19 protein-coding genes and 1 tRNA gene are annotated in these 21629 nt (G+C 62.9%); 7 read left to right on the top strand and 13 right to left on the bottom strand.

The features are described from left to right. Nucleotides 1-4: 4 nt before the first annotated feature. From AC0L15_RS05450 to AC0L15_RS05435, 4 genes are all read left to right on the top strand, one after another. Nucleotides 5-1507, top strand: coding sequence for a GMC oxidoreductase (locus tag AC0L15_RS05450; RefSeq protein ID WP_287246056.1), 1503 nt, complete (start codon nucleotides 5-7; stop codon nucleotides 1505-1507). Nucleotides 1508-1715: 208 nt separating this feature from the next. Further along, a complete protein-coding gene (locus AC0L15_RS05445; protein ID WP_287246054.1) occupies nucleotides 1716-2477 on the top strand; it encodes a 3-ketoacyl-ACP reductase in 762 nt (253 codons plus the stop codon). A 12-nt stretch (nucleotides 2478-2489) separates the two neighbouring features. Continuing rightward, nucleotides 2490-4118 (top strand): GMC family oxidoreductase, encoded by a 1629-nt coding sequence (locus AC0L15_RS05440; protein WP_287246053.1) that lies wholly within the window; start codon nucleotides 2490-2492, stop codon nucleotides 4116-4118. Between the two features lie 10 nt (nucleotides 4119-4128). After that, complete coding sequence (locus AC0L15_RS05435; RefSeq protein ID WP_287246051.1) at nucleotides 4129-4443, top strand: Dabb family protein; 315 nt, start codon at nucleotides 4129-4131, stop codon at nucleotides 4441-4443. Nucleotides 4444-4547: 104 nt separating this feature from the next. Here AC0L15_RS05435 and AC0L15_RS05430 read toward each other — a convergent pair whose 3' ends face one another. The 3 genes from AC0L15_RS05430 to AC0L15_RS05420 form a co-directional block, all read right to left on the bottom strand. Further along, the gene (locus tag AC0L15_RS05430) at nucleotides 4548-5393 is read right to left on the bottom strand and encodes an EamA family transporter (RefSeq protein WP_287246049.1); all 846 of its coding nucleotides are present in this window, start codon (nucleotides 5391-5393) and stop codon (nucleotides 4548-4550) included. A 7-nt stretch (nucleotides 5394-5400) separates the two neighbouring features. After that, on the bottom strand, nucleotides 5401-6315 hold the full coding sequence (locus AC0L15_RS05425; protein ID WP_287246047.1) for an endonuclease/exonuclease/phosphatase family protein: 915 nt from the start codon (nucleotides 6313-6315) through the stop codon (nucleotides 5401-5403). A gap of 95 nt (nucleotides 6316-6410) precedes the next feature. Next, nucleotides 6411-7961: a cation:proton antiporter gene (locus tag AC0L15_RS05420; RefSeq protein ID WP_287246045.1), complete on the bottom strand. Its 1551-nt coding sequence runs from the start codon at nucleotides 7959-7961 to the stop codon at nucleotides 6411-6413. 120 nt (nucleotides 7962-8081) lie between these two features. Between AC0L15_RS05420 and AC0L15_RS05415 the strand changes: the two genes are divergently transcribed. Then, nucleotides 8082-8708, top strand: coding sequence for a glutathione S-transferase family protein (locus AC0L15_RS05415; RefSeq protein ID WP_287246044.1), 627 nt, complete (start codon nucleotides 8082-8084; stop codon nucleotides 8706-8708). Nucleotides 8709-8789: 81 nt separating this feature from the next. Beyond that, complete coding sequence (locus tag AC0L15_RS05410) at nucleotides 8790-9329, top strand: hypothetical protein (RefSeq protein WP_473495983.1); 540 nt, start codon at nucleotides 8790-8792, stop codon at nucleotides 9327-9329. A 44-nt stretch (nucleotides 9330-9373) separates the two neighbouring features. On the opposite strand, the gene AC0L15_RS05405 is transcribed toward AC0L15_RS05410, so the two are convergent. From AC0L15_RS05405 to AC0L15_RS05365, 9 genes are all read right to left on the bottom strand, one after another. Further along, the gene (locus AC0L15_RS05405) at nucleotides 9374-10438 is read right to left on the bottom strand and encodes an ABC transporter ATP-binding protein (RefSeq protein ID WP_287246041.1); all 1065 of its coding nucleotides are present in this window, start codon (nucleotides 10436-10438) and stop codon (nucleotides 9374-9376) included. A 31-nt stretch (nucleotides 10439-10469) separates the two neighbouring features. Then, nucleotides 10470-11261 carry an ABC transporter permease gene (locus AC0L15_RS05400; protein ID WP_027153283.1) on the bottom strand — a complete coding sequence of 264 codons (792 nt, stop codon included), beginning with the start codon at nucleotides 11259-11261 and terminating at the stop codon, nucleotides 10470-10472. Next, nucleotides 11258-12247: an ABC transporter permease gene (locus AC0L15_RS05395; protein WP_027153284.1), complete on the bottom strand. Its 990-nt coding sequence runs from the start codon at nucleotides 12245-12247 to the stop codon at nucleotides 11258-11260. The genes AC0L15_RS05400 and AC0L15_RS05395 overlap by 4 nt, the downstream gene beginning before the upstream one ends. 160 nt (nucleotides 12248-12407) lie before the next feature. Beyond that, nucleotides 12408-13514, bottom strand: a complete 1107-nt coding sequence (locus tag AC0L15_RS05390; RefSeq protein ID WP_128248462.1) for an ABC transporter substrate-binding protein — start codon at nucleotides 13512-13514, stop codon at nucleotides 12408-12410. Nucleotides 13515-13757: 243 nt separating this feature from the next. Next, complete coding sequence (locus AC0L15_RS05385) at nucleotides 13758-14930, bottom strand: iron-containing alcohol dehydrogenase (RefSeq protein ID WP_287246040.1); 1173 nt, start codon at nucleotides 14928-14930, stop codon at nucleotides 13758-13760. 18 nt (nucleotides 14931-14948) lie between these two features. Then, nucleotides 14949-16337, bottom strand: coding sequence for an aldehyde dehydrogenase family protein (locus AC0L15_RS05380; protein ID WP_287246038.1), 1389 nt, complete (start codon nucleotides 16335-16337; stop codon nucleotides 14949-14951). Nucleotides 16338-16424: 87 nt separating this feature from the next. Further along, complete coding sequence (locus AC0L15_RS05375; protein ID WP_473495982.1) at nucleotides 16425-17795, bottom strand: glutamine synthetase family protein; 1371 nt, start codon at nucleotides 17793-17795, stop codon at nucleotides 16425-16427. 96 nt (nucleotides 17796-17891) lie between these two features. After that, entirely contained in the window at nucleotides 17892-19406 is a 1515-nt protein-coding gene (locus AC0L15_RS05370; RefSeq protein ID WP_287246036.1) for an amino acid permease, read from the bottom strand. A gap of 21 nt (nucleotides 19407-19427) precedes the next feature. Continuing rightward, nucleotides 19428-20249 (bottom strand): N-formylglutamate amidohydrolase, encoded by an 822-nt coding sequence (locus AC0L15_RS05365; RefSeq protein ID WP_287246035.1) that lies wholly within the window; start codon nucleotides 20247-20249, stop codon nucleotides 19428-19430. A gap of 152 nt (nucleotides 20250-20401) precedes the next feature. On the opposite strand from AC0L15_RS05365, the gene AC0L15_RS05360 reads away from it, so the two are divergent. Next, nucleotides 20402-21229, top strand: a complete 828-nt coding sequence (locus tag AC0L15_RS05360) for a MurR/RpiR family transcriptional regulator (RefSeq protein WP_287246034.1) — start codon at nucleotides 20402-20404, stop codon at nucleotides 21227-21229. Between the two features lie 109 nt (nucleotides 21230-21338). Here the strand turns inward: AC0L15_RS05360 and AC0L15_RS05355 are convergent. Further along, nucleotides 21339-21415 (bottom strand) — tRNA-Met (locus AC0L15_RS05355). Nucleotides 21416-21629 lie beyond the last annotated feature (214 nt).

The raw sequence follows: 21629 nt of genomic DNA, 5'->3' as shown, positions 1-21629 counted from the left end.
AGCCATGACAAACCCGGACATCGTCATTATCGGCTCCGGCATCGGCGGCGCCACGATCGCTTCCGGCCTTGCCGGCAGTGGCGCCTCGATCCTGATGCTGGAGCGCGGCGAACCGCTGCCGGCGACGCCGCACACGCGCGACACGCGCGCCATCTTCGTCGACGGCCACTACCGGCCGAAGGAGATGTGGCGCGAGGCCGGGGGTGCTGCGTTCAATCCCGGCAATTATTACTATGTCGGCGGCAATTCGAAATTCTATGGCGCGGTGCTGATCCGCTACCGCAGGGAAGACTTTTCCGTCATGGAACACTATGGCGGCGTCTCGCCGGCCTGGCCGTTCTCCTATGAGGAATTCGAGCCCTGGTATTCCAGGGCCGAGCAGCTTTTTCGCGTGCGCGGCGCACTCGGCGAAGACCCGACCGAACCGTTCCACTCGATCCCCTACCCCTTCGGGCCGGTGCCGGACGAGCCGCCGATCGCCCGCGCCCGCGCCGAACTCATGGGCCTCGGCCTGCATCCGGCATCGCTGCCGCTCGGCGTCGACATCGATGCCTGGCTAAAGGACGGCAAGACAGGCTGGGACGCGTTTCCCAACACCGGGACCGGCAAGATCGACGCCCAATCGGGGCCGCTGACAGCGGCACTTGCCGACCGGAACATCAGGCTCGAGACCGGTGCTCATGTCGAATACCTCGAAGCCTCACCGGATGCCACGACGATCGCAGCCGTTCACTATCGCCAGGACGGCATACTGAAGAAAGTGACGCCGAAACTGGTCATCCTCTCGGCCGGAGCGGTCAATTCCGCCGCCATCCTGCTGCGTTCGCCGTCCCCGAACGGAAACGGCCTTGCCAACCGCTCCGACCAGGTCGGCCGCAACTTCATGAACCACAATTCGAGCGCCATGCTGGCGATCGATCCGCGCCGCAGGAACACCTCCGTCTACCAGAAGACGCTGATGCTCAACGACTACTATCTATCCGACGGCAAGGGCGGCAAGCCGCTCGGCAACGTCCAGCTTCTCGGCAAGATCGACGGTCATATCCTGAGGGCCAACGTCAAGCTTGCACCCAAATTCGCGCTGGACTTCATGGCCGGCCACGCCGTCGACTGGTACCTGATGTGCGAGGACCTGCCAGATCCCGAAAGCCGCATCATGGTCGACGGCAAGGACATCGTCATGCAGTGGCGGCGCTCCAACATGCAGTCGCTCGACGGGCTGACCAAGGTGATGCGCGAGAACTTCCGCGCCTGCGGCTATCCGATCGTCCTGTCGCGGCCTTTCGACAAGCGCACGCCGTCGCACCAGTGCGGCACGGTCAAGATGGGCGACGATCCGGCAACCTCGCCGCTCGACCCGTTCTGCCGCTCGTTCGACCACAAGAACCTGTTTGTCGTCGACGCTGGCTTCCTGCCGAACTCGGCCGCGGTCAATCCGGCGCTGTCGATCGCCGCACAAGCGCTGCGCGTCGCCGACCACATCCGCAAGAGCGAGCTTGTCCTATGATCGGTCTGCGTCGCCCCTCATCCGCCTACCGGCACCTTCTCCCCGTGAACGGGGAGAAGCCCGCTGGCCGCAACCTCGGCGCCTTTTTTGCAACGCTGGCGATTGGCGAAGCAGGCGATGAAGGCGTCCTTCTCCCCGTCACAATACGGGGAGAAGTGCCCGGCAGGGCGATGAGGGGCGGCGCTGACGTCCAAAGGAACATCTTCACATGAGCCGTCCGGCAGCCATCATCACCGGCGGCGCGCGCGGCATCGGCCTTGCCTGCGCGGAGGCGCTGGCCGATGCCGGCTTCGATATCCTTGTCGTGGACCTTGCCGAAAAAGCCGGCGACGGGGTTGCCGCTGACATCACCGCCCGCGGCGTGAAATTCGCCTACCATTGCGGCGACATTGCCGACCTCGACGACCATGCCGCATTGGTCGATGCCGCGACAAGCGCCTTCGGCCGCATCGACTGCCTGGTCAACAATGCCGGCATCGGCTCCGTGGTACGCGGTGACCTGCTGGAATTGAAACCGGAAAACTTCGACCGGATCCTCGCCATCAATCTGCGCGGCACCGTCTTCCTCAGCCAGGCCGTTGCCAGGGCGATGCTTGCGGCGCCGGGTGATTTTCCAAAAACGATCATCACCATCACCTCGGTCAGCGCCGAAATGGCCTCGCCGGAACGTGCCGACTACTGCATCTCCAAGGCCGGACTTTCGATGTGGGTGAAAACCCTGGCGCTTCGCCTCGCCGCCGAAAACATCGGCGTGTTCGAGGTGCGGCCAGGCATCATCCGCACCGACATGACTGCAGGGGTAACCGCCAAATACGACGCGCTAATCGACGGCGGTCTGGTGCCGGCCAAGCGCTGGGGCGAAGCCGCCAATGTCGGCGCCGCCGTAGTGGCACTCGCCGGCGGCAAGCTCGGCTTTTCGACCGGCTCGATCATCAATGTCGACGGTGCGCTGTCGGTGCCGAGGCTGTGAACAGGTGACGCCATGACCGACTACATCATCGTCGGCGCCGGCCCGGCCGGCTGCGTGCTGGCCAACCGGCTGAGCGAAGAGCCATCGAATTCAGTGCTGCTGCTCGAAGCGGGCGGCAAGGACTGGCACCCGCTGATCCACATGCCGGCCGGTTTCGCCAAGATGACCAAGGGCATCGCCGCCTGGGGCTGGTCGACCGTGCCGCAAAAGCACATGAAGGACCGCGTCTTCCGATACACGCAGGCCAAGGTGATCGGCGGCGGCTCCTCCATCAACGCCCAGATCTACACACGCGGCAATGCCCGCGACTACGACGCCTGGGAGAAGGAAGAGGGCCTTGCCGGCTGGGGCTATCGCGACGTGCTGCCCTATTTCAAGCGGGCCGAGAACAACCAGCGCTACGCCAACGATTTTCACGGCGACCAGGGTCCGCTCGGCGTGTCGAACCCGATTGCGCCGCTGCCGATCTGCGAGGCTTATTTCCGCGCTGGGCAGGAGATGGGCATTCCCTTCAATCCGGACTTCAACGGGGTAGCCCAGGAAGGCGTCGGTTATTACCAATTGACGCAGAAGGACGCGAGACGCTCCTCTGCCTCGGTCGCCTATCTCAGGCCGATCCGCGCGCGAAAAAACCTGACCGTCAGGACGGATGTGCTGGTGACGCGCATCGTCATCGACAAGGGCCGCGCCACTGGCGTCGAGATCGTCGACAGGCCGGGCGGCGAGAAGAAAATCCTGCGCGCCGAGCGCGAAGTAATCGTCTCGTCCGGCGCCATCGGCTCGCCGAAGCTGCTGATGCAGTCGGGCATCGGCCCGGCCGACCATCTGAAGTCGGTCGGCGTGACGCCGGTGCACGACCTGCCCGGTGTCGGCTCCAACCTGCAGGATCATCTCGACCTGTTCGTCATTGCCGAATGCACCGGCGACCACACCTACGACAACTACGCCAAGCTGCACCGGACGGTGTGGGCCGGCCTGCAGTACCTGCTGTTGAAAAAAGGTCCGGTTGCCTCCAGCCTGTTCGAGACCGGCGGCTTCTGGTACGCCGACCCGACCGCCGCCTCGCCCGATATCCAGCTGCATCTCGGCCTCGGCTCCGGCATCGAGGCCGGTGTCGAAAAACTGAAAAATCCGGGCGTGACGCTGAACTCGGCCTTCCTGCGCCCTCGATCGCGCGGCACGGTGCGGCTGAACAGCGCCGACCCCGCCGACCACCCGCTGATCGACCCGAACTACTGGTCCGATCCCTACGATCGCGACATGTCGATCAAGGGGCTCAGGCTGGCGCGCGAGATCATGCGGCAGAAAGCGCTGGCCCCCTACGTGCTGCGCGAGGTGCTGCCGGGACCGGCACTCACCAGCGACGACGAGCTGTTCGACTATGCCTGCCGCAGTTCCAAGACCGACCACCACCCTGTCGGCACCTGCCGCATGGGCCATGATGCGATGAGCGTGGTGACGCCCGATCTCAGGCTGCGTGGCATCGAGGGCCTGCGCGTCTGCGACGCCTCGGTGATGCCGCGCATCCCCTCCTCCAACACCAATGCGCCGACGATCATGGTCGGCGAAAAGGGCGCCGATCTGACCCTTGGCCGCGAATCACTGCCGCCGGCCGTGTTTTCCACCAACCAAGCGGCATGAGATCCCAAGAATGATCAGGCACTGTGTTTTCGTTCGATTCCGCAATGACGTCACCGACGACGAGCGCGCGGCCATCCATGCCGACCTCGAGGCGCTGCGGTCGGTGATCGACGGCATGGCCAAGGTCGAATTCAGCGCCAACACCAGCCCAGAGCCGTTCGCGCGCGGCTTCACGCACGGCTTTACCATCGACTTCAGCGATGCCGCCGCACGCGACTCCTATCTGGTGCATGAGGCCCACAGCCGAGCCGGCGCTCGGCTGGTCGCGGCGCTTGAAGGCGGAACCGACGGGCTGATGGTGTTCGACCTCGAGATAGGCGCTTAATGCATGTCGCGCAAAAGTGTGCAGCGGTTTTGCGTTAACGACATGCATAAAACAACAATCTAAAGCGCGTCGCGTGAAGTCGGTCGAACGCGACGCGCTTTAGCCTATCCAAGCCTCAGCGCGACGACGCCGGCAACGATGCTGAGCACGGCGGCACCCCGCCAGGCAGTCATCTTCTCTCCGAGCGCAAACACCGAGATCATCATGGCGAACAGGATCGAGGTTTCGCGCAGCGCCGCGACCGAGGCGATCGGCGCCTTGGTCATCGCCCACATCACGATCCAGTAGGCGGCGCCGCTGAGCACGCCGGTGTACACGCCCGCCTTCCAGTCGCGCGCCAGCACCGGCAGCGCCTTTGGTCCGCGGAAGATCAGGCACAGCACCAGCGCCCACAGCGCATCGCAGACGAACAGCCATGCGGCATAGCTCGACGCCGTCGCGGCCAGCCGCGCGCCGCTGCCGTCGGACAGCGTATAGCCGGCGATGAAGATCGAGGTGCCCAGCGCAAAGCCGACGGCGCGCAGGTTCAGCCTTTCCAGATGCGCGCCGCCGCGAAACGACAGCACCAGCGTCCCGGCCGACAAGAGAACAATGCCGACAATGGCGAGCGGCGCCGGAACTTCGGCGACGACCACAATGCCGCCAAGTGCAGCCAGCAGCGGTGCCGTGCCGCGCGCCAGCGGATAGGTCTGGGCGAAATCGCCGGCCTTGTAGGCGCCGATCAGGAACGTCCTGTAACCCATATGGAAGATCACCGAGGCGATGATATACGGCCACACTTCCGCTTTCGGCACCTCGACGAAAGGCAGCGCCAGAAGCGCTACGCCGCCCATGCCGAGCGTCATCAGCGTGATCGACAAAAAGCGGTCAAGATGAACCTTGACCAGCGCGTTCCAGATCGCGTGCATGGCGGCGGCGGCAAGCACCGCGAAGAAGACGAACAAGGTCATCGGCGGCTCATGCGCCTGCGGGCCCCGTCGCGAACGGCGTTTCCAGGTCGATGTCGACCCGCAGCGGAAAATGGTCGGAGGCGATTTCGCCGATATCGGCACTGGCCGAGCGCACCCGTCCCGCCAACATGCCGCCGACGAAGCAGTGGTCGAGCCGTCGCTTTGCCAGCCTGCCGTCGATGGTCTTCACATGGGTATGGAAATCCGCCCTCGGTTCGCTGGCGACGGCGGCGGCATCGACAAAACCGTTGAGATAGGCAGCATTGCGATGGTACGGCGTGCTGCCGACGATGCGCCGGTACTCGGCGCTGCCCGGCTCCATGTTGAAATCGCCCATCCAGATCGCCGCCAGCGGATTTTCCGGCTCCGGCTCGCCATTGCTCCAGTTGCGCACGGGCTCATCGTCGGCGCCGCTCCACGGGCCGCCGTCGGACGGCGCGCGGCGATGCTCGGCGAGCAGATAGTCGATCTGCTCCAGCCGCTCTTCGGCGGCGATATGCGCCAGATGCAGCGACAGCACCCGCACCGGACCGGCAGGGGTGTGGATCATGCATTCGAGCGCTGCGTTGCGGGTGTTGAGCGGACGCACGGTGCGGCGCAGCGGCAGCGTGTGCAGGCGCGACCAGACGATCGGCAGCCTGGACAGGAGCATGGTGCCGAATTGCCGCCGACGGTTGACGATGCGGCCGTCACGCCGTTCGCTGGCGTCCATGTCGAAGGCCGGCCCATAAACCCAATAATGTTCGGGCAGCAGTCGCGAAAGAAGTTCCGGCTGGTCGTCCTCGTTGCTGCGCAGCCAGTGCCGTTCCACCTCCTGCAAGGCGATGATGTCGGCGCCGGCGACGATCTTGGCGCAGCGCGAGAGATCGTAGCGACCGTCGCCGCCGAACCCGTACTGGATGTTGTAGCTGACCAGCTTCATTACTTATCCGGCTCAATTCCCTGAAAGCAGTAGCCGTTGGGCTGATCGGCTGCAATGTGCAGCCGGATGCAGAGCGCTTGGGCCAGATAGCGCAGCTAGGTCGTCAACGGCTGGAAACGTCCCGGCGGAGAGGCGGCCAGTTCCGACCAGTCGATTTCCTCCTCCAGGCGATGATATGCTTCGTCGCCGATCGTTCCGTCGATGCGCAATTGCTCCAGCGCGTCACGCTGGCTCTTGATGGCATAGAGGCGCAACCTGTCGTACTCGGTCGTAGCCTGGGCGTCCTCCGGGTTTTCAGCGATCGTGCGCTGCGCGGCAAATTGCTCGCGGACCACGGCCGCGGCATTCGATGTCTTGCCGCTCAACACGTCCAGCGCGGCCTGCATGATGGCGACGCGCGCCTGGGCGACTTCGCGGTCGACAATTTCGTCCGGATCGAGACGAAGCAGGCGCAGCAGCGGCTTCAGGCTGATGCCTTGCAGCACCAGGGTGCCGAGGACGACCGAGAAAGCGGCGAGCACGATTGGGTCGCGGCCGGGAAAGTCAGCTGGCAAGGCAAATGCTGCTGCAAGCGTGACCAACCCGCGCATGCCGCACCAGCCGATCAGCACGCCGCCGCGAAATGACGGCGCCTCGGCCTGCCGTTCCGCGTCACCGAAGCTGGCGAGCCACCTCATGATCGCGCCGCATCCCAGCACCCAGACGAGACGCGAGACGATGACGACAGCCAGCACGGCTGCGGCAAAGACAAACGCTTCGACCTGCCCCTGCTCGGCAAGCCGGCCGACGATCGATCGCGCCTGAAGTCCCATCAGGACGAAGGCAAGCACGTTGAGCACGAACACCGCCGTCTCCCAGACCGAGTAGGAGCTGACGCGATTTCTGGCCGGCATGCGGCGCGGCGCGGTGCGCGCGATGGTCATGGCATAGACGACGATCGTAATGATGGCGGAGAGGCCGATCCTGTCGGCCAGGATCCAGACGCCGAATGTTCCGGCAAATTGCACCACCGTGCCACTTGCCGGATCTCTGATGCGGCTGAGGGTGACGAGAGACAGCCGGCCGAGCACGTAACCAGCGGCAAGGCTGCCGACCGTCGACAGCAAGATCACCGGAACCGCGCTGCTCACCAGGATGGAGCCGGCAGCTGCGGAAACCGCCATGCGGTAGATCAGCAGTGCCGTGGCGTCGTTGAGCAGGCTTTCGCCTTGCAGGATCGCGGTGACGCGGTGCGGCACCTTGAACTGTCCAAGCACGGCCGACGCCGCCACGGCATCGGGCGGCGCCACGATCGCGCCCAGCGCAATGGCCGCAGCGATCGGCAGGCCTGCCATCGTCCATCCAACGAGCGCCACGGCAGCGGTGGTGAAAACGACGGCGCCAAGCGCCAGCAAGAAAAGCGGCAGTCTATAGCGATTGAGATCGCGCAGCGACGTGTCGTAGGCCGCGTCAAGAAGCACCGGCGCGATGAACAAGGCAAGCGCCAGTTCGGGATCGATCTCGATGGTCGGCGCAAACGGCAGGAAGGCGATGCCCGCGCCTGCCAGCGCCAGCAACGACGGATAAGGAATCTGGAGACGCCGCGACAACGCCGTCAGCGCGACGGCGATCAGCAGGAGAACAAGGGTCAGTTCGAAAAGCGCCATGCCTCATCGTAGCGGCGAAGTCCGGCTGTTGGCAGTGGCAAAGCAGCAAGATGCTGTTAATTGGCGCCGCTCAGATGCCGCAGTATGTCCGGATCCGGTTTCGGCATATAAGCTCCGGTTATGATCCTCATTGGCCAATATGACTCGCCCTTCGTTCGTCGCGTCGGCATCGCGCTCACCCTGTACGGCCTGCTGTATGAGCATCGTCCCTGGTCGACTTTCAGCGATGCGGACAAGATCCGGCCTTACAATCCGCTGACGCGAGTCCCGACCCTAGTGCTGGACAATGGGGAGGTGCTGATCGAGAGCCACCTCATGCTGGACCATCTGGACGGCCTCGTTGCAGCCGGGCGAAGGATGTTTCCAACCAGCGAGCCGGCGCGCCACCAAGCGCTGAAGATCGCTGGTCTGGCCACCGGGCTAGGCGACAAGGCAGTCAGCCTGTTTTACGAGAGGCTGCTGCACGAGACAGTCTCCGACCTCTGGGTCGAACGCTGCCGCAAGCAGATACGGGGAGCCATGGCTGCGCTGGAAGCCGATCGCAGCACAAGGCCTGAAACCTACTGGTTCCGCGATCGGATCGGCCATGCCGACATCGCAGTTGCCGCCGTGCTGCGCTTCATCGGCGAGGCGCATCCGGGGCTTGTGTCGCTAACCGGCTTTCCAGCGTTGGAAGCCCATGCCGCGCGGATGGAAGCGCTGCCTGTCTTTAAGGCGATTTCGCAACCGTTCATCGCGCCAGCTTGACCTGTCGAAGACATCGGCCGTTAACTACCAAGCGCAGAATTCAAATCTCTATACCAGTTTCAGCCGCGCAAGGAGCTGCCCGTGCCAAGACTATTCATAGCATTGTGCGCATTGATACCGTTCCCGCCCATGGCCACGGCTTCCGCGCTGTACGACGAATTGGCGGCGGCAAAGATCAAACTTTTGGGGACTCCCAGAGCTGGGCCAGGGATGGGACTCTGGGCGCAGCAGACGAATGAGAGATTGATATCTCTCATCGAAGGGAAATGGATCGACCTTGGATATTCCGATCTGACCAGCGAAGACAATATGAATAAATACTGCGATAAATTTGGGGAGTCCTTCAAGAAATTGACGGACTATTCCTTCGATATTATTAGCCCGATCACCCGTTCGAAGCACGCGATCCACAGAGAGTATATTTTCAGAACGGGGATATCCTACAACTATCGATGGAACATTGAGCAGCAAATGGAGGTGCTCGGGAGGGGAAACGGCAAAGAAATTCTGAAGAACGCCAACGGGACGAGTGCATTGCTGTTGATGACGCCCCATACCATGCTGGAGATCGATTTCGACTTCGCACAGCCTATCCTTTGGGGACGTTGCCCCACTGAATAGAACAGCGGCTTGGTCTGCCTTGGTTATCGAACCCGGTGCCGTTTTTAATGCAGCACCAGCATGTCGCCCGACGAGAAAGAAATCTCGGCCTTTTCGCCGACAGCGGGCGGCGGCGAGGCCGGGCTGTTGAACGTGTCGAGCGACACCGTGCTGCCGCCGATGCCGACGCGAACCCGGATGACCGAGCCGAGGAAATGCACTTCGGTGATCTCGCCCGAAAGACTGGAGTCGCGGCCGGGATGGCGGCCGAGCGAAATCGCCTCGGGCCGCAGCGCCAAGGACAGCATGTCGCCGGACTTGGAGCCGTTGAGCTTTCCCTGCAGCGAGACCTCTTGCGAATTGACGCGCACCTTGCCTGACTCCGCATCGGTGACGGTGCCTTCGAGCACATTCAGCGTGCCGACGAAATTGGCGACGAACTTGGTCGCCGGCCGGTTGTAGATCTCGAACGGCGTGCCGACCTGTTCGGCCTTGCCACCATACATTACGGCGATGCGGTCGGAGATCGATAGCGCCTCTTCCTGGTCGTGGGTGACGAAGATGGTGGTGATGCCGAGCCTCTTCTGGATCGAGCGGATTTCCTCGCGCAGCGACACGCGGACCTTGGCGTCAAGCGCCGACAGCGGCTCGTCGAGCAGCAGGAGCTTCGGCTTCGGCGCAATCGCCCGCGCCAGCGCGATGCGCTGCTGCTGGCCGCCTGAGAGCTGATAAGGATAGCGGTCGCCCATCTGCGGGAGCTTGATGAGGTCGAGCATCTCGGCAACGCGCCTGTCGGCATCGGCCTTGGGCATGCCCGCGACCTTCAGCCCGAAGCCGATGTTTTGCGCCACCGTCAGGTTGGGAAACAGCGCATAGGCCTGGAACACCATCCCGACATTGCGCTGGTTGGGCTTGAGCCGGGTGATATCCTTGCCGGCCACGACGATCTTGCCGGCGCTCGGCTCCTCGAAGCCGGCGACCATGCGCAGCACCGTCGTCTTGCCGCAGCCCGACGGCCCGAGGAAGGAGACGAATTCGCCCGGCTCGACGTCGAGGTTGAAATCCTGGACCACGGTGGTGGGGCCGAAGGATTTTCGCACATGCTGGATGGAGAGGAACGGCTCGGCCATGGCTTTTTTTCTTTCGGTCAGTACTTTTCGGTCAGTTTGGCCGGTTCGCCGATCGCGGCGCGAAACGCGACAGGATCTGGATCAGCGACATGCACGCCCAGGTAATGGCGAAGGCGATGATGGCAAGTGCCGCCGGCTCATAGGCGCGATTGGCGCCGATGTTCTGCAGGTAGGGACCGAAGGCCGGCCGATTGAGCAGGCTGGCCATGGTGAATTCGCCGAGGACGATAGCGAAAGTAAGGAAGGCGCCCGACAATACCGCGATCAGCACATTGGGCAGAATGACACGGGCGATGATCGTGCCCCAGCCGGCGCCGAGGATCTGCGCCGCTTCCGTCAGCGTGCGCACGTCGATAGTGCGAAGCCCGGTGTCGACGGCGCGGTACATATAGGGCAGCGCCAGCGTCGCATAGCCGATGACCAGCAAGGCGTTGGTGCCCGTGTCGCTCGCCAGGAACGGCAGCGGCGAGTTCGATCCGTACATTCTGATGTAGCCGAAGACGATGACGATGGCCGGGATGACCAGCGGCAGCAGAGTGATAAACTCGACGACCGGTCTCAGTTGCGGCAGCCGTAGCCGGATCCAGTAGGCGGTGGGCACAACAATGAGCACGCCGAGGATGATGGTGAAGATGGCGGCAAGCACCGAATAGCCGAAGGTCGCCTGGAAGCGGGGATCGCCAAGCACGACCTCGTAGGCATCGAAGGAATAGACCCCGCGCCGCATGCGCATCGAGAATTCCACGGTCGCGATCAGCGGAATGAAGAAATAGGCCGCACCCAGCGCGAAGACGACCCAGGCCCAGAAACGTCCGCTCTTCATTTGAGCCACCTTTCGCTGCGCGTCCGGAACCAGATGTAGAAGACGTTGGCGAGGCCGGTGATGACGATCATGCCGAAGGCAATCGCATAGCCGAGATGCGGGTTGTGCAGCACGTCGCCGCGGATCTGTGCGTAAAGCACGATGGGAATGATGTTGAGCGACGAGCCGGTCAGCGCATAGGCGGTGGCGATAGCGCCGAAGGCGTTGGCAAACAGCAGGATGACGGTGCCGAGAAAACTCGGCCATATCACTGGGATGACGACCATGCGCCAGTATTGCGCCGTGGTGGCGCCAAGCGTCGCGGCCGCCTCGCCCCATTCCTTCTTCAGTCCGTCGATCGCCGGCGTGATGATGACCACCATCAGCGGGATCTGGAAATAGACATAGGTCAGCGTCAGGCCCCAGAACGACAGGATGTTGAAGCCGTGGGCGTAGATGTTGAGGCCGAACACGGTGTTCAGGATCACCGTCGCGAGGCCGAGCCGGCCGAGCGTAGCGAGGAACGCAAAGGCTAGCGGCACGCCGGCGAAATTCGAAGCCACGCCGGAAAAGGTCAGCGTCGCCGAACGTATCCAGTTCGGCAGGCCGCCGCGCACGATGGCAATGGCAATGGCCAGACCGGCAAATGCCCCGATGAGCGACGAAGCGAGGCTGATCTTGATCGAGATCCAGTAGGCGGCAAGGATAGTGGGCAGCCTGCAGTTTCCGTCGACCCACGAGATCCAGGAATCATATTGGCACTGAATGTAGTTCGACAGATTGGGTGGGTCGAAGATACCGACAATGTTGTCGAAGGTGAACGTGCCGGCAGCGTTCTGGAAGGCGCCGAGCACCAGATAGAGTGTGGGCAGGACCAGGAACATGATGGCGAAGATGAAGAACGGCGCCACGCCCAGCCATTGCGTCGGCAGCCGAAATGCGCGCGCCTCGCTGGGCGGCGCCGTCTTCCCGGCAATCGCGTGATCGGAAAGCGAGAGATCGGTCATGCGCCGGCTACCGTCTTATCGCATCGGCCCGAAAATCGAACTCGATTTTCGGAAAGCACGATGCGGAAATTTGAGTTCTAGAGCGTACTTCGTGCGTCCGACGCACGTCGCTCTAGCGGGAATACCGGGCGGCGGTGAAGCCGCCCGGCGGTTTTCAACCTTACTGAACGTTGGCGCCGACGACGGCGTCCCAGTTCTTGGTGATGACTTCCTTGGCCTTGCCCTGCTCATCGAGCGTCGGGAACACCGCGGCCTCATAGGATGCGGCCGGCGGCAGCTTGGCCATTACGTCCTCCGGGATTTTGCCGTTCTTGGCGAGATCGTTGAAGCGGATCGGGTGGCAATAGCCCTTCAGCCAGCCGATCTGGCCTTCGTCGGAATAGAGATATTCCAGCCAGAGCTTGGCAGCGTTCGGATGCGGCGCGTAGGCGCTGATCGCCTGCACGTAGACGCCGGCGACGACACCGGTCTTCGGCACGACGACGTCGACCGGCGGATTGCCTTTCAGCGTGTCGCGGCCGGCAAGCGCGTTGTAGTCCCAGTTGATCAGGATCGGTGTCTGACCCTGTGCAAGCGTCGCCGGCTTGCCGATGACCGGCACGAAATTGCCGGCGGCATTGAGCTTCTTGAAGAACTCGAGGCCGGCAGTACCTGCGGCTTCACCGGCCGCGGCGCCGCTTGAAAGACCAGCGGCGTAGACCGCCTGGATTGCCTGATTCGAGGCGCGTGGATCACCGGCGAGCGCGACGGCGTTGGCGTATTCCGGCTTAAGAAGATCGGCCCAATCAGTCGGCACTTCCTTGACCAGATCCTTGTTCACCATCATCGCCAGCACGCCGTAATAGTCGCCGGTCCAGTAGCCTTCGGGATCCTTGGCGCTGTCGGGGATCGTGTCCCAGGTCGACACCTTGTAGGGTTGGATCAGGCCGTCGGCCTTGGCGGTCGGGCCGAAGGACAGGCCGACGTCGATGACGTCGGGCGCCTGCGGGCCCTTATTGTCCTTGTTGGCCTTGATCGCCTCGATCTCGTCGCCGGAGCCGGCATCGGGGTTGAGCTCGTTGACGGTGATTTCCGGATATTTCGCCTTGAAGCCGGCGATCACCGCGCCATAGCCGCACCAGTCATGCGGCAGCGCGATGGTGGTGAGCTGGCCTTCCGCCTTGGCGGCGGCGACAAGTTCATCCATTGACTGCGCCGACGAGATGGCAGAGGTCGCCATCAGGGCGACGGCCGTAAGGGAAAGTACTTTTCCCGTGAATTTGAACATGTGTTCTCTCCGTTGAACTGACGCCGTTGGACGCCTGCGATGCGGTATCGTTTTCGTGTGACAGCCCGATGAATGGTTTGTGAAAGCGATGCCCTGCAGTACGAAAAAGTAAACTCTTTTTAACCGGCTGTAGCAATCGCTTCGCGACTATTTTTCCGGCTAATGAATTTCAGTCTTACCTTTCATCTTTCCCCCTTTCTTTGCCCTTAATTTCCTGGATCAGTTTCCGGCGCGAATACTGTCTCAGACGGTGCCGGCAATGGCATTGTCGAGCAGCGTCAGCGCCGCCTTCCTGGTCAGCTTGACCGGGTTGCCGCCGGCGGTCGGATCGACCACCGCCATATCGGCGATCAGGCCCTTGCGGTTCTTGTCCATGTCGAGCCCCTTGATCAGGCCCGGCAGCGCGTGCGGCACCTTCAATTCCTTGCGCAGCTTGATGACGGACTTAGCGAAACCGTCGAAGCCGCCCTTGATGCCGCAATAAGCCGCGAGCCGGGCGATGCGCGCCTCGATGGCGTCGCGGTTGAAGGCCAGCACGTAAGGCATGAACACGGCGTTGGTCATGCCGTGATGAGTGTCGTATAGCGCGCCGACCGGATGCGACAGCGAGTGGATGGCGCCCAGCCCTTTCTGGAAGGCGGCAGCGCCCATCGCTGCCGCGCTCATCATGTGGGCGCGGGCGACGAGATCCTTGCCGTTGGCGTAGGCTTTCGGCAGGTTTTCGAAGACGAGCCGCACGCCTTCGACGGCGATGCCATCGGCCATCGGATGATACCCCGGCGCGCAATAAGCCTCGAGGCAATGGGCGAGCGCATCCATGCCGGTGCCGGCGGTGATGAAGCTGGGCATACCGACCGACAGTTCCGGATCGGCGATGACGATGGCCGGCAAAAGTTTCGGATGGAAGATGACCTTCTTGGTGTGGGTCGCTTCATTGGTGATGACGCCGGCGCGGCCGACTTCCGAGCCGGTGCCGGCCGTGGTCGGCACGGCGATGATCGGTGCGATCGCGTCGGAGTTGGCGCGCGTCCACCAGTCGCCGACATCCTCGAAATCCCAGACCGGCCGCGTCTGGCCGGCCTGGAAAGCGATCAGCTTGCCGAGGTCGAGCGCCGAGCCGCCGCCGAAGGCGATGACGCCGTCATGCTTGCCCTTCTTGAACACCGCAATGCCGGCGGTCAGGTTGGAGTCAACCGGGTTCGGCTTGACCTCGGAAAACACGCCATAGGGCACCTTGGCGTCGTCGAGGATCTTCAACGTAGAAGCGACGACCGGCAGCTTGGCCAGCCCCGGATCGGTGACGAAGAGCGGCCGCTTGATGCCGGTGGCATCAAGCACATCAGGCAATTCCTTGATGCGCCCCGCGCCGAAGCGCACGGTTGTCGGGTAGTTCCATTTGGAAATCAATTTTGTCATTTCTGTCTTTCGAAAAAATCAGATGGCTTCACGCAGATGATATGACTTCGGCCTCGTCAGATTGTCGTAGCCGATGGCCGAGAGTGCCGCCCCCTTGCCGGTGTCCTTGACGCCGGTCCAGACCAGCGCCGGATCGAGATAGTCGCAGCGGTTCATGAACACGGTGCCGGTCTCGACGCGATCACCGATCGCCGCCGCATGGTCGGTGTCGCGCGTCCAGATCGACGCCGTCAGCCCGTAGGGGCTGTCGTTCATCAGCGCGATCGCCTCCTCGTCGTTGCGCACCTTCATGATGCCGACGATTGGCCCAAAGCTCTCCTCGCGCATGACACTCATCTGGTGATCGACCCCGGTCAGCACTTCAGGCGCCAGATAGGGCGAGCCTTGCTCGTCATTGGCCAGCTTCATGTTGATGTGAGCCCTGGCACCCTTGCGCAGCGCCTCGGCCTTCTGCTCGCGGATCAGGTCGGCAAAGCGCGCCTGTGCCATCGGCCCCATCGTCGTCGCCTGGTCGAGCGGGTTACCGACGACGTAGTTCCTGGTTTCGGCGATGAAGCCTTCGACGAACTCGTCATAGACCTTCTCGTGGATATAGACGCGCTCGATGCCACAGCAACACTGGCCGGAATTGTAGAAGGCGCCGTCGACCAGGTTGGCGACGGCGTGGTCCATCTTGGCATCGGCCAGGACATAGGCCGGATCCTTGCCGCCGAGTTCAAGGCCGAGCGTCATGAAGGTGCCCGCTGCGGCCTTTTCGATGGCGCGGCCGCCGGCGACCGAGCCGGTGAAATTGACATGGTCGATCTTGCCCGAGCCGAGCAGTCTTTCGGTCTGCGCATGGTTCAAGACGAGGTTCTGGAACAGACCCTTGGGCAGGCCTGCTTTGTCGAACGCCTGTTGAAAGCGGTCGCCGACCAGTAGCGTCTGCGCCGCATGCTTGAGGATGACGGCGCTGCCGGCCATCAGCGCCGGCACGATGGTGTTGACGGCGGTGAGATAGGGGTAGTTCCACGGCGCGATCACCATGACCACGCCGAGCGGCACCTTCTTCACATAGCGGCGAAACCCGTCCTTCGGATTGGAGGCCATCACCGGCTTGAGTGCCGCTTCGGCGATCTCGACCATATAGCTGGTGCGTTCCCTGACGCCGCCGAACTCGCCGCCATAGCGCACCGGGCGGCCCATCTGCCAGGCGATCTCCGGCACGATCTCGTCGGTCATGGCGACCAGCGCTTCCAGCATGCCGAGCATGTACTTGCCGCGCTCGACGATCGGCGTCTCAGCCCATTTCTCCTGCGCCGCCTTGGCACGCTCGACCGCCGCATTGATCGCCTGGTCCGTGGCCACAGGCCGCTCGGCATAGATCGAACCATCGACGGGAGATTTTATCTTGACCGTTTCGGTCATTCCTTGGGTCCTCGCAATTTACGACAATCTCGGTTTTGAGCCGCCCGCCCGTCCGGCAGCAAAGCTGAACGGCGACGCTGGCGTAGTTTAGTACCGCTCGAACCCCCTATGCAGTTCCCAATCGGTAATGCGGCGGTCGTATTCGAACTGCTCCCAGTGCGCCGTATGGACATAATGCTCGAGCACGCCGTCGCCGAGCGCCTGCTTCAGCATTTCCGATTTTGCCAGCGTCTCGGTGGCATCACGCAGGGTCTTCGGAATTTCCGGCAGCTGCGAGGCTTGATAGGCATCGCCGACGAAGGGTTTTTGCAGTTCAAGCTTTTCGTCGATGCCGGCCAGGCCGGCCGCGATCAGCGCGGCGAAGGCGAGATAGGGGTTCAGATCGGCGCCGCCGATGCGGCATTCCATGCGGATGCCCTTAGTGCCCTCGCCGCACAGGCGGAAACCGGCGGTGCGGTTGTCCTCGCTCCACATGATCTTGGTCGGCGCGAAGGTACCGACCTGGAAGCGCTTGTAGGAGTTGACGTAGGGCGCCAGGAACCAGGTGAATTCCCTGGCGTATTTGAGCTGGCCCGCCGCCCATTGCTGGCCGAGCGTCGACAGCGTCCATTCGGCTTGTCTGTCATAAAAAAGCGGCGTCTCGCCGTCAGCGCTCCACAGCGAGTTGTGGATATGGCTGGAATTGCCGGCCAGCCCGTAATTGTACTTGGCCATGAACGAGATCGCCTTGCCTTCGGACTCGGCGATTTCCTTGGCGCCGTTCTTCAGGATGACGTGGCGGTCGGCCATTTCCAGGGCCTCGGCATAGCGGACGTTGATTTCTTCCTGGCCCGGACCCCACTCGCCCTTGGAGTTCTCGATCGGAATGCCGGCTGCCTGCATCTCGTTGCGCAGCCGGCGCATGACGCCTTCTTCCTTGGTGGTGATGCCGATCTGGTAGTCGCCGATATAGGGCGAGGCTGTGTCGAGGCCCTGCCAGTGCTTCTTGCGGGCGGAATCGTAGGTTTCGCTGAACAAATAGAATTCGAGTTCGGAGGCGAAATAGCCGATATAGCCGCGTTCGGTCAGCCGCTTGACCTGCTTCTTCAGGATGGCGCGCGGCGAATGCGGCAGGTCGTCATGGGTGTGGTGGTCGAGCACGTCGCAGATCACCAGCGCCGTCTTTTCCAGCCATGGAATGCGCCGCAGCGTCGACAGATCCGGCTTCATGACGAAGTCGCCATAGCCCTTCGACCAGCTCGCCGCCTTGTAGCCGGGCACCGGTTCCATGTCGATGTCGGCGGCCAGGAGATAGTTGCAGCCATGCGTCTCGTCATGGGCGGAATCGACGAAATACTGTGCCAGGAACCGCTTTCCCGCCAGCCGCCCCTGCATGTCGACAATGCAGGCCAGCACCGTGTCGACCTCACCGCTGGAGACCGCCTTCTTCAACTGATCGAACGAAAAATTTCCGGCCATTCTTGCAAGCTCCGCCGCCTTTATGGCGCTTCGAGAGTTCAAATCTGGGCCCGGCCGCAGGAAGCGGCCGGGTGTTTCTTGGGTCCCCGAGACAGGTCAGGCTTTCTGCGCGTGCTCCAGCGCGAACTCTTCTTCCGGCGACAGGATCAGCTTGTGACGGCCGACCAGCCCGAAATAGACGATCGCGATGGCGAACCACAGCGCCACCCACACCACGCCCTTGGTGAAGTTCGCATCCTGAATCTGGTAGAGCAGGGTGACCACGCCGATGACGATCGTCAGCACGGCGCCCGGGATGCCGAGCGGGCTGCGATAGGGACGTTCCATGTCCGGCTGGTTCTGACGCAGCAGGATGAAGGACACCGCCTGCAGGATGTAAGAGAACATGGCGCCGAACACCGCCATGTTCAGCAACACTGAGCCGATGAGCGAACCGGCCGTAGCGCCGCCCAGCGCGAACCACATGATCAGCATGATGCCGAAGCCGACGATGGCGCCCGCAAACATCGCCACATACGGCGTCTTGTAGGATTTGTGGGTGACCGACAGCGCGGACGGGAAATAGCCCGCGCGGCTCAGCGAATAGACCTGCCGGCCCATGGCGAAGATGATGGTGTGGAAACTTGCGATCAATCCAATCAGCGCGATGACGCCAAGCAGCACTGCGCCGGAGTCGCCATAAATCGCCCGGAACCCGTCAAGCAAAGGCTCGCCGGAAGTGGCGAGCTTGAAGGAACCGACTCCGACGACCGACGGGTTGAGCAGCACGATCATGAATGCCGAGACCATCAGCGTCAGCATGCCGGCGATAATGCCGCGCGGCATGTCGCGCTTGGGGTCGACCGATTCTTCCGCCGCCAGCGGAAGCTGCTCGATCGCCAGGAACAGCCAAACCGCAAAAGGCAACGTCGCCAGCACGCCCGAGAAGCCGAACGGGAACATCGAGCCATTGCCTTCGGGAAGCTCCATCGCCGCTCCGTCCGGGCCGACGCCGATGTTCAGCGCCCAGCGCGAAAAGTCCATGCTCGGAATGGCGCTGATCCAGAACACCATCAGCACGGCGAGCGACAGCAGCGTGACGATCAGGGTGACGCGGAAGGACAGCGCGACGCCGAAAATATTCAACGCCAGGAACACGGCATAGGTCACCAGCCACCAGAGTGGTGGCCAGACACTGGAGTCGGGAAAGGCGACCGACCAGATGCCTCCCATATAGGAGCCAATGAAGAAGGCGATGACGGCGGGCGTCACGACATACTCGACGTTTTCGCAAAGCCCGGTGATGAAGCCGCCCCACGGCCCCATCGCCGTCCGGGCGAAGGAGTATGCAGCGCCGGTGTGCGGCAAAGCCGGGCTCATCTCGGCGATCGAAAAGACGAGGCCGATATACATGATGGCGATGATGATGCCGGCCACCAGCATGCCGCCCCAGCCGCCTGTCCCGAATCCGAAATTCCAGCCCGAAAAATGTCCGGATATGACGGCACCGACGCCGAGCGCCCACAAATGCCAGACATTGGCGTGACGCACCAGTTGCCGGTCCTCGAAATAAGATTTGTCGCGCTTCGCGTATGCGACGCTGCCGACTTGCTTCGTATTACCGCCTGCCATTTGAAAGTCCCCTTCTTCTTGTCAGTTGACCGGTTCCACCGGATGGCCGAGCCCGCGCCGGCCGGATCCCTGGGATCCGGATGACGGCTCGAGATCGGAAAAAATCCCCGTGAGCAGATCCGCCCATTTTCGCTGCCCGGCTTCGTCGGATATTTCGTCGTTGCGGATTTCGATCATTGCGCAGGGTAGCCCCCGGGGGCGCGCATGCCTTTCCAGCGTAAAATAAACGCGGTCGGCCGGCGAATAGGGTTCGTTGATGCCGACCGTGACTCCGGCGAGCCGCTGCAGCGCGGCGACAAGCGGCGCTGCAAGCCGGCGATCCTCGTCATGGATGATGCCGATGTGCCAGGGCCGGCTCTTGCCCTTGTAGACCGGATTGAAGGAATGGATTGAAACCAGCCGCGTCTCAAGCCCGCGCGCCAGCCTTTTGTCGATGATGTCAGCGACTGCATCATGGAAGGGTTGCCAGGACAGGGCGATGCGCGCGGCGCGCTGCTTTTCCGACAGGCCGGCATTGCCCGGAATGGTTGTGGTCTCGCTGACCGGCGGCACCAGATCGGGTGCGTCGAGCGGGCGGTTGCAGTCGATGACAAGCCGCGAAATGCGGGTCTCGACCAGCGTCGCGTCAAGCGCCGCGGCCATGCGGCGGGCCACCGGCAGCGCGCCGGTATCCCAGGCGATGTGGCGGGAAAGCTCTTCGGCAGCAAGACCGAGCGTTCCGAATTCCGGCGGCAGGAAATTGGAGGCGTGGTCGCAGGTCAGCACGAAAGGGCTCGATCCGCCGGGGTTCGTCACCCCTACGGTTTCAGGCGATGCAAGGCTGGCGGGCCGTGCTGTCTCCATTATCCTGTCGTCCCCGGGGAGCGCTGTATCGTATGTTACGTATTTTGCCTCATTGCGTCCCTGTGGATGATTTCATACAGTTTGTCCGGCTTTGTCAAACGCGATTTCGGGTCAAATGCGATTTCGGCAAAACGGCCGGGCATGGGGAAAAGATGATCTCGAGCATTGCCGAACTGATCTCGGACCGCATCGGCACGATGCCGGCGGGCGAGCGCCGCGCAGCGCAGACGCTGATCGCCAGCTATCCGCTGATCGGCCTGAAGACGGTCGCCGAATTCTCAGCTGCCGCTGGCGTCTCCTCGCCGACGATCCTGCGTTTCGTCGCCCGCCTCGGCTTCCAGAACTACCCGGAATTCCAGTCGGCGCTGCAGGACGAACTGGCGGCGCAACTGCAGTCGCCGGCATCGCGCACGCTCAACCCGCCATCGCCGAACGGCGGCGCGGTGTCGCCGATGCTGGAGGCGACGCTCGACAACATGCGCGAAACGTTCAGGCACCTGTCCGACAAACAGCTTGCCGACATCGTCGCAAAGCTTGCCGACCGGCGCGGCAAAACCTTCCTGATCGGCGGCCGCTTCACCGATCCGCTGGCGCGCTACATGGCCGCCCACCTCGCCATCATCCAGCCCAACGTCTTTCACCTCGCCGGACAGGAAAGCGTCTGGCGCGATCGGCTGATCGACATGGGCAAGCGCGACGTGCTGGTGATCTTCGACATCAGGCGCTACCAGGACAGCCTGGTTCGCTTCGCCGAGACGGCGCACCAGCGCGGCGTGCAGATCGTGCTGTTCACCGACCAGTGGCTGTCGCCGATCGCCCGCTTCGCCCGCCATGTCATCGCCGGGCGCACTGGCGTGCCCTCGGCCTGGGACTCCTCGGCGGCCCTTTTCGTCGTGGCCGAAACGCTGATCGGCGCCGTCACCCGGCAGCTCGAGACCGACGGCGCCAAACGCATCCGCGAGTTGGAAAGCCTGCGGTAGGGAATAGGGACGCGGCCTGAACTCGACCGCATGATCACTTCCATGCCGGAGAAGGCGGCCAGCAGGCTGCAAACGCAAAACGGCCCGCGTGATGCGGGCCGTTTTTGTTTGGTTGCGGGGACAGGATTTGAACCTGTGACCTTCAGGTTATGAGCCTGACGAGCTACCGGGCTGCTCCACCCCGCGTCAACTAGACGGCGAATGCCGGCCGGGCAGCCCGGACTTTTTGGTTTGTCCGTCCTCGAGGCCTTCGGCCTTTGCGGGCGGACGGGGCGCTGCTCCAGCCGCGTCAACTTCAGAAGTAAGCCTTGGCTCACTGGAATCAAGCTTGCGCCAACTGAAAGGGCCGCTTGCGCGGCCCGGGTTCCCGATTGGCGGGCCTGATTTGTAAGGAGAAGAC

This window comes from Mesorhizobium sp. WSM4846, assembly GCF_055811415.1.
Note: the sequence above shows the minus strand (reverse complement) of the source record. Positions and strands in the feature narration are given on the sequence as shown.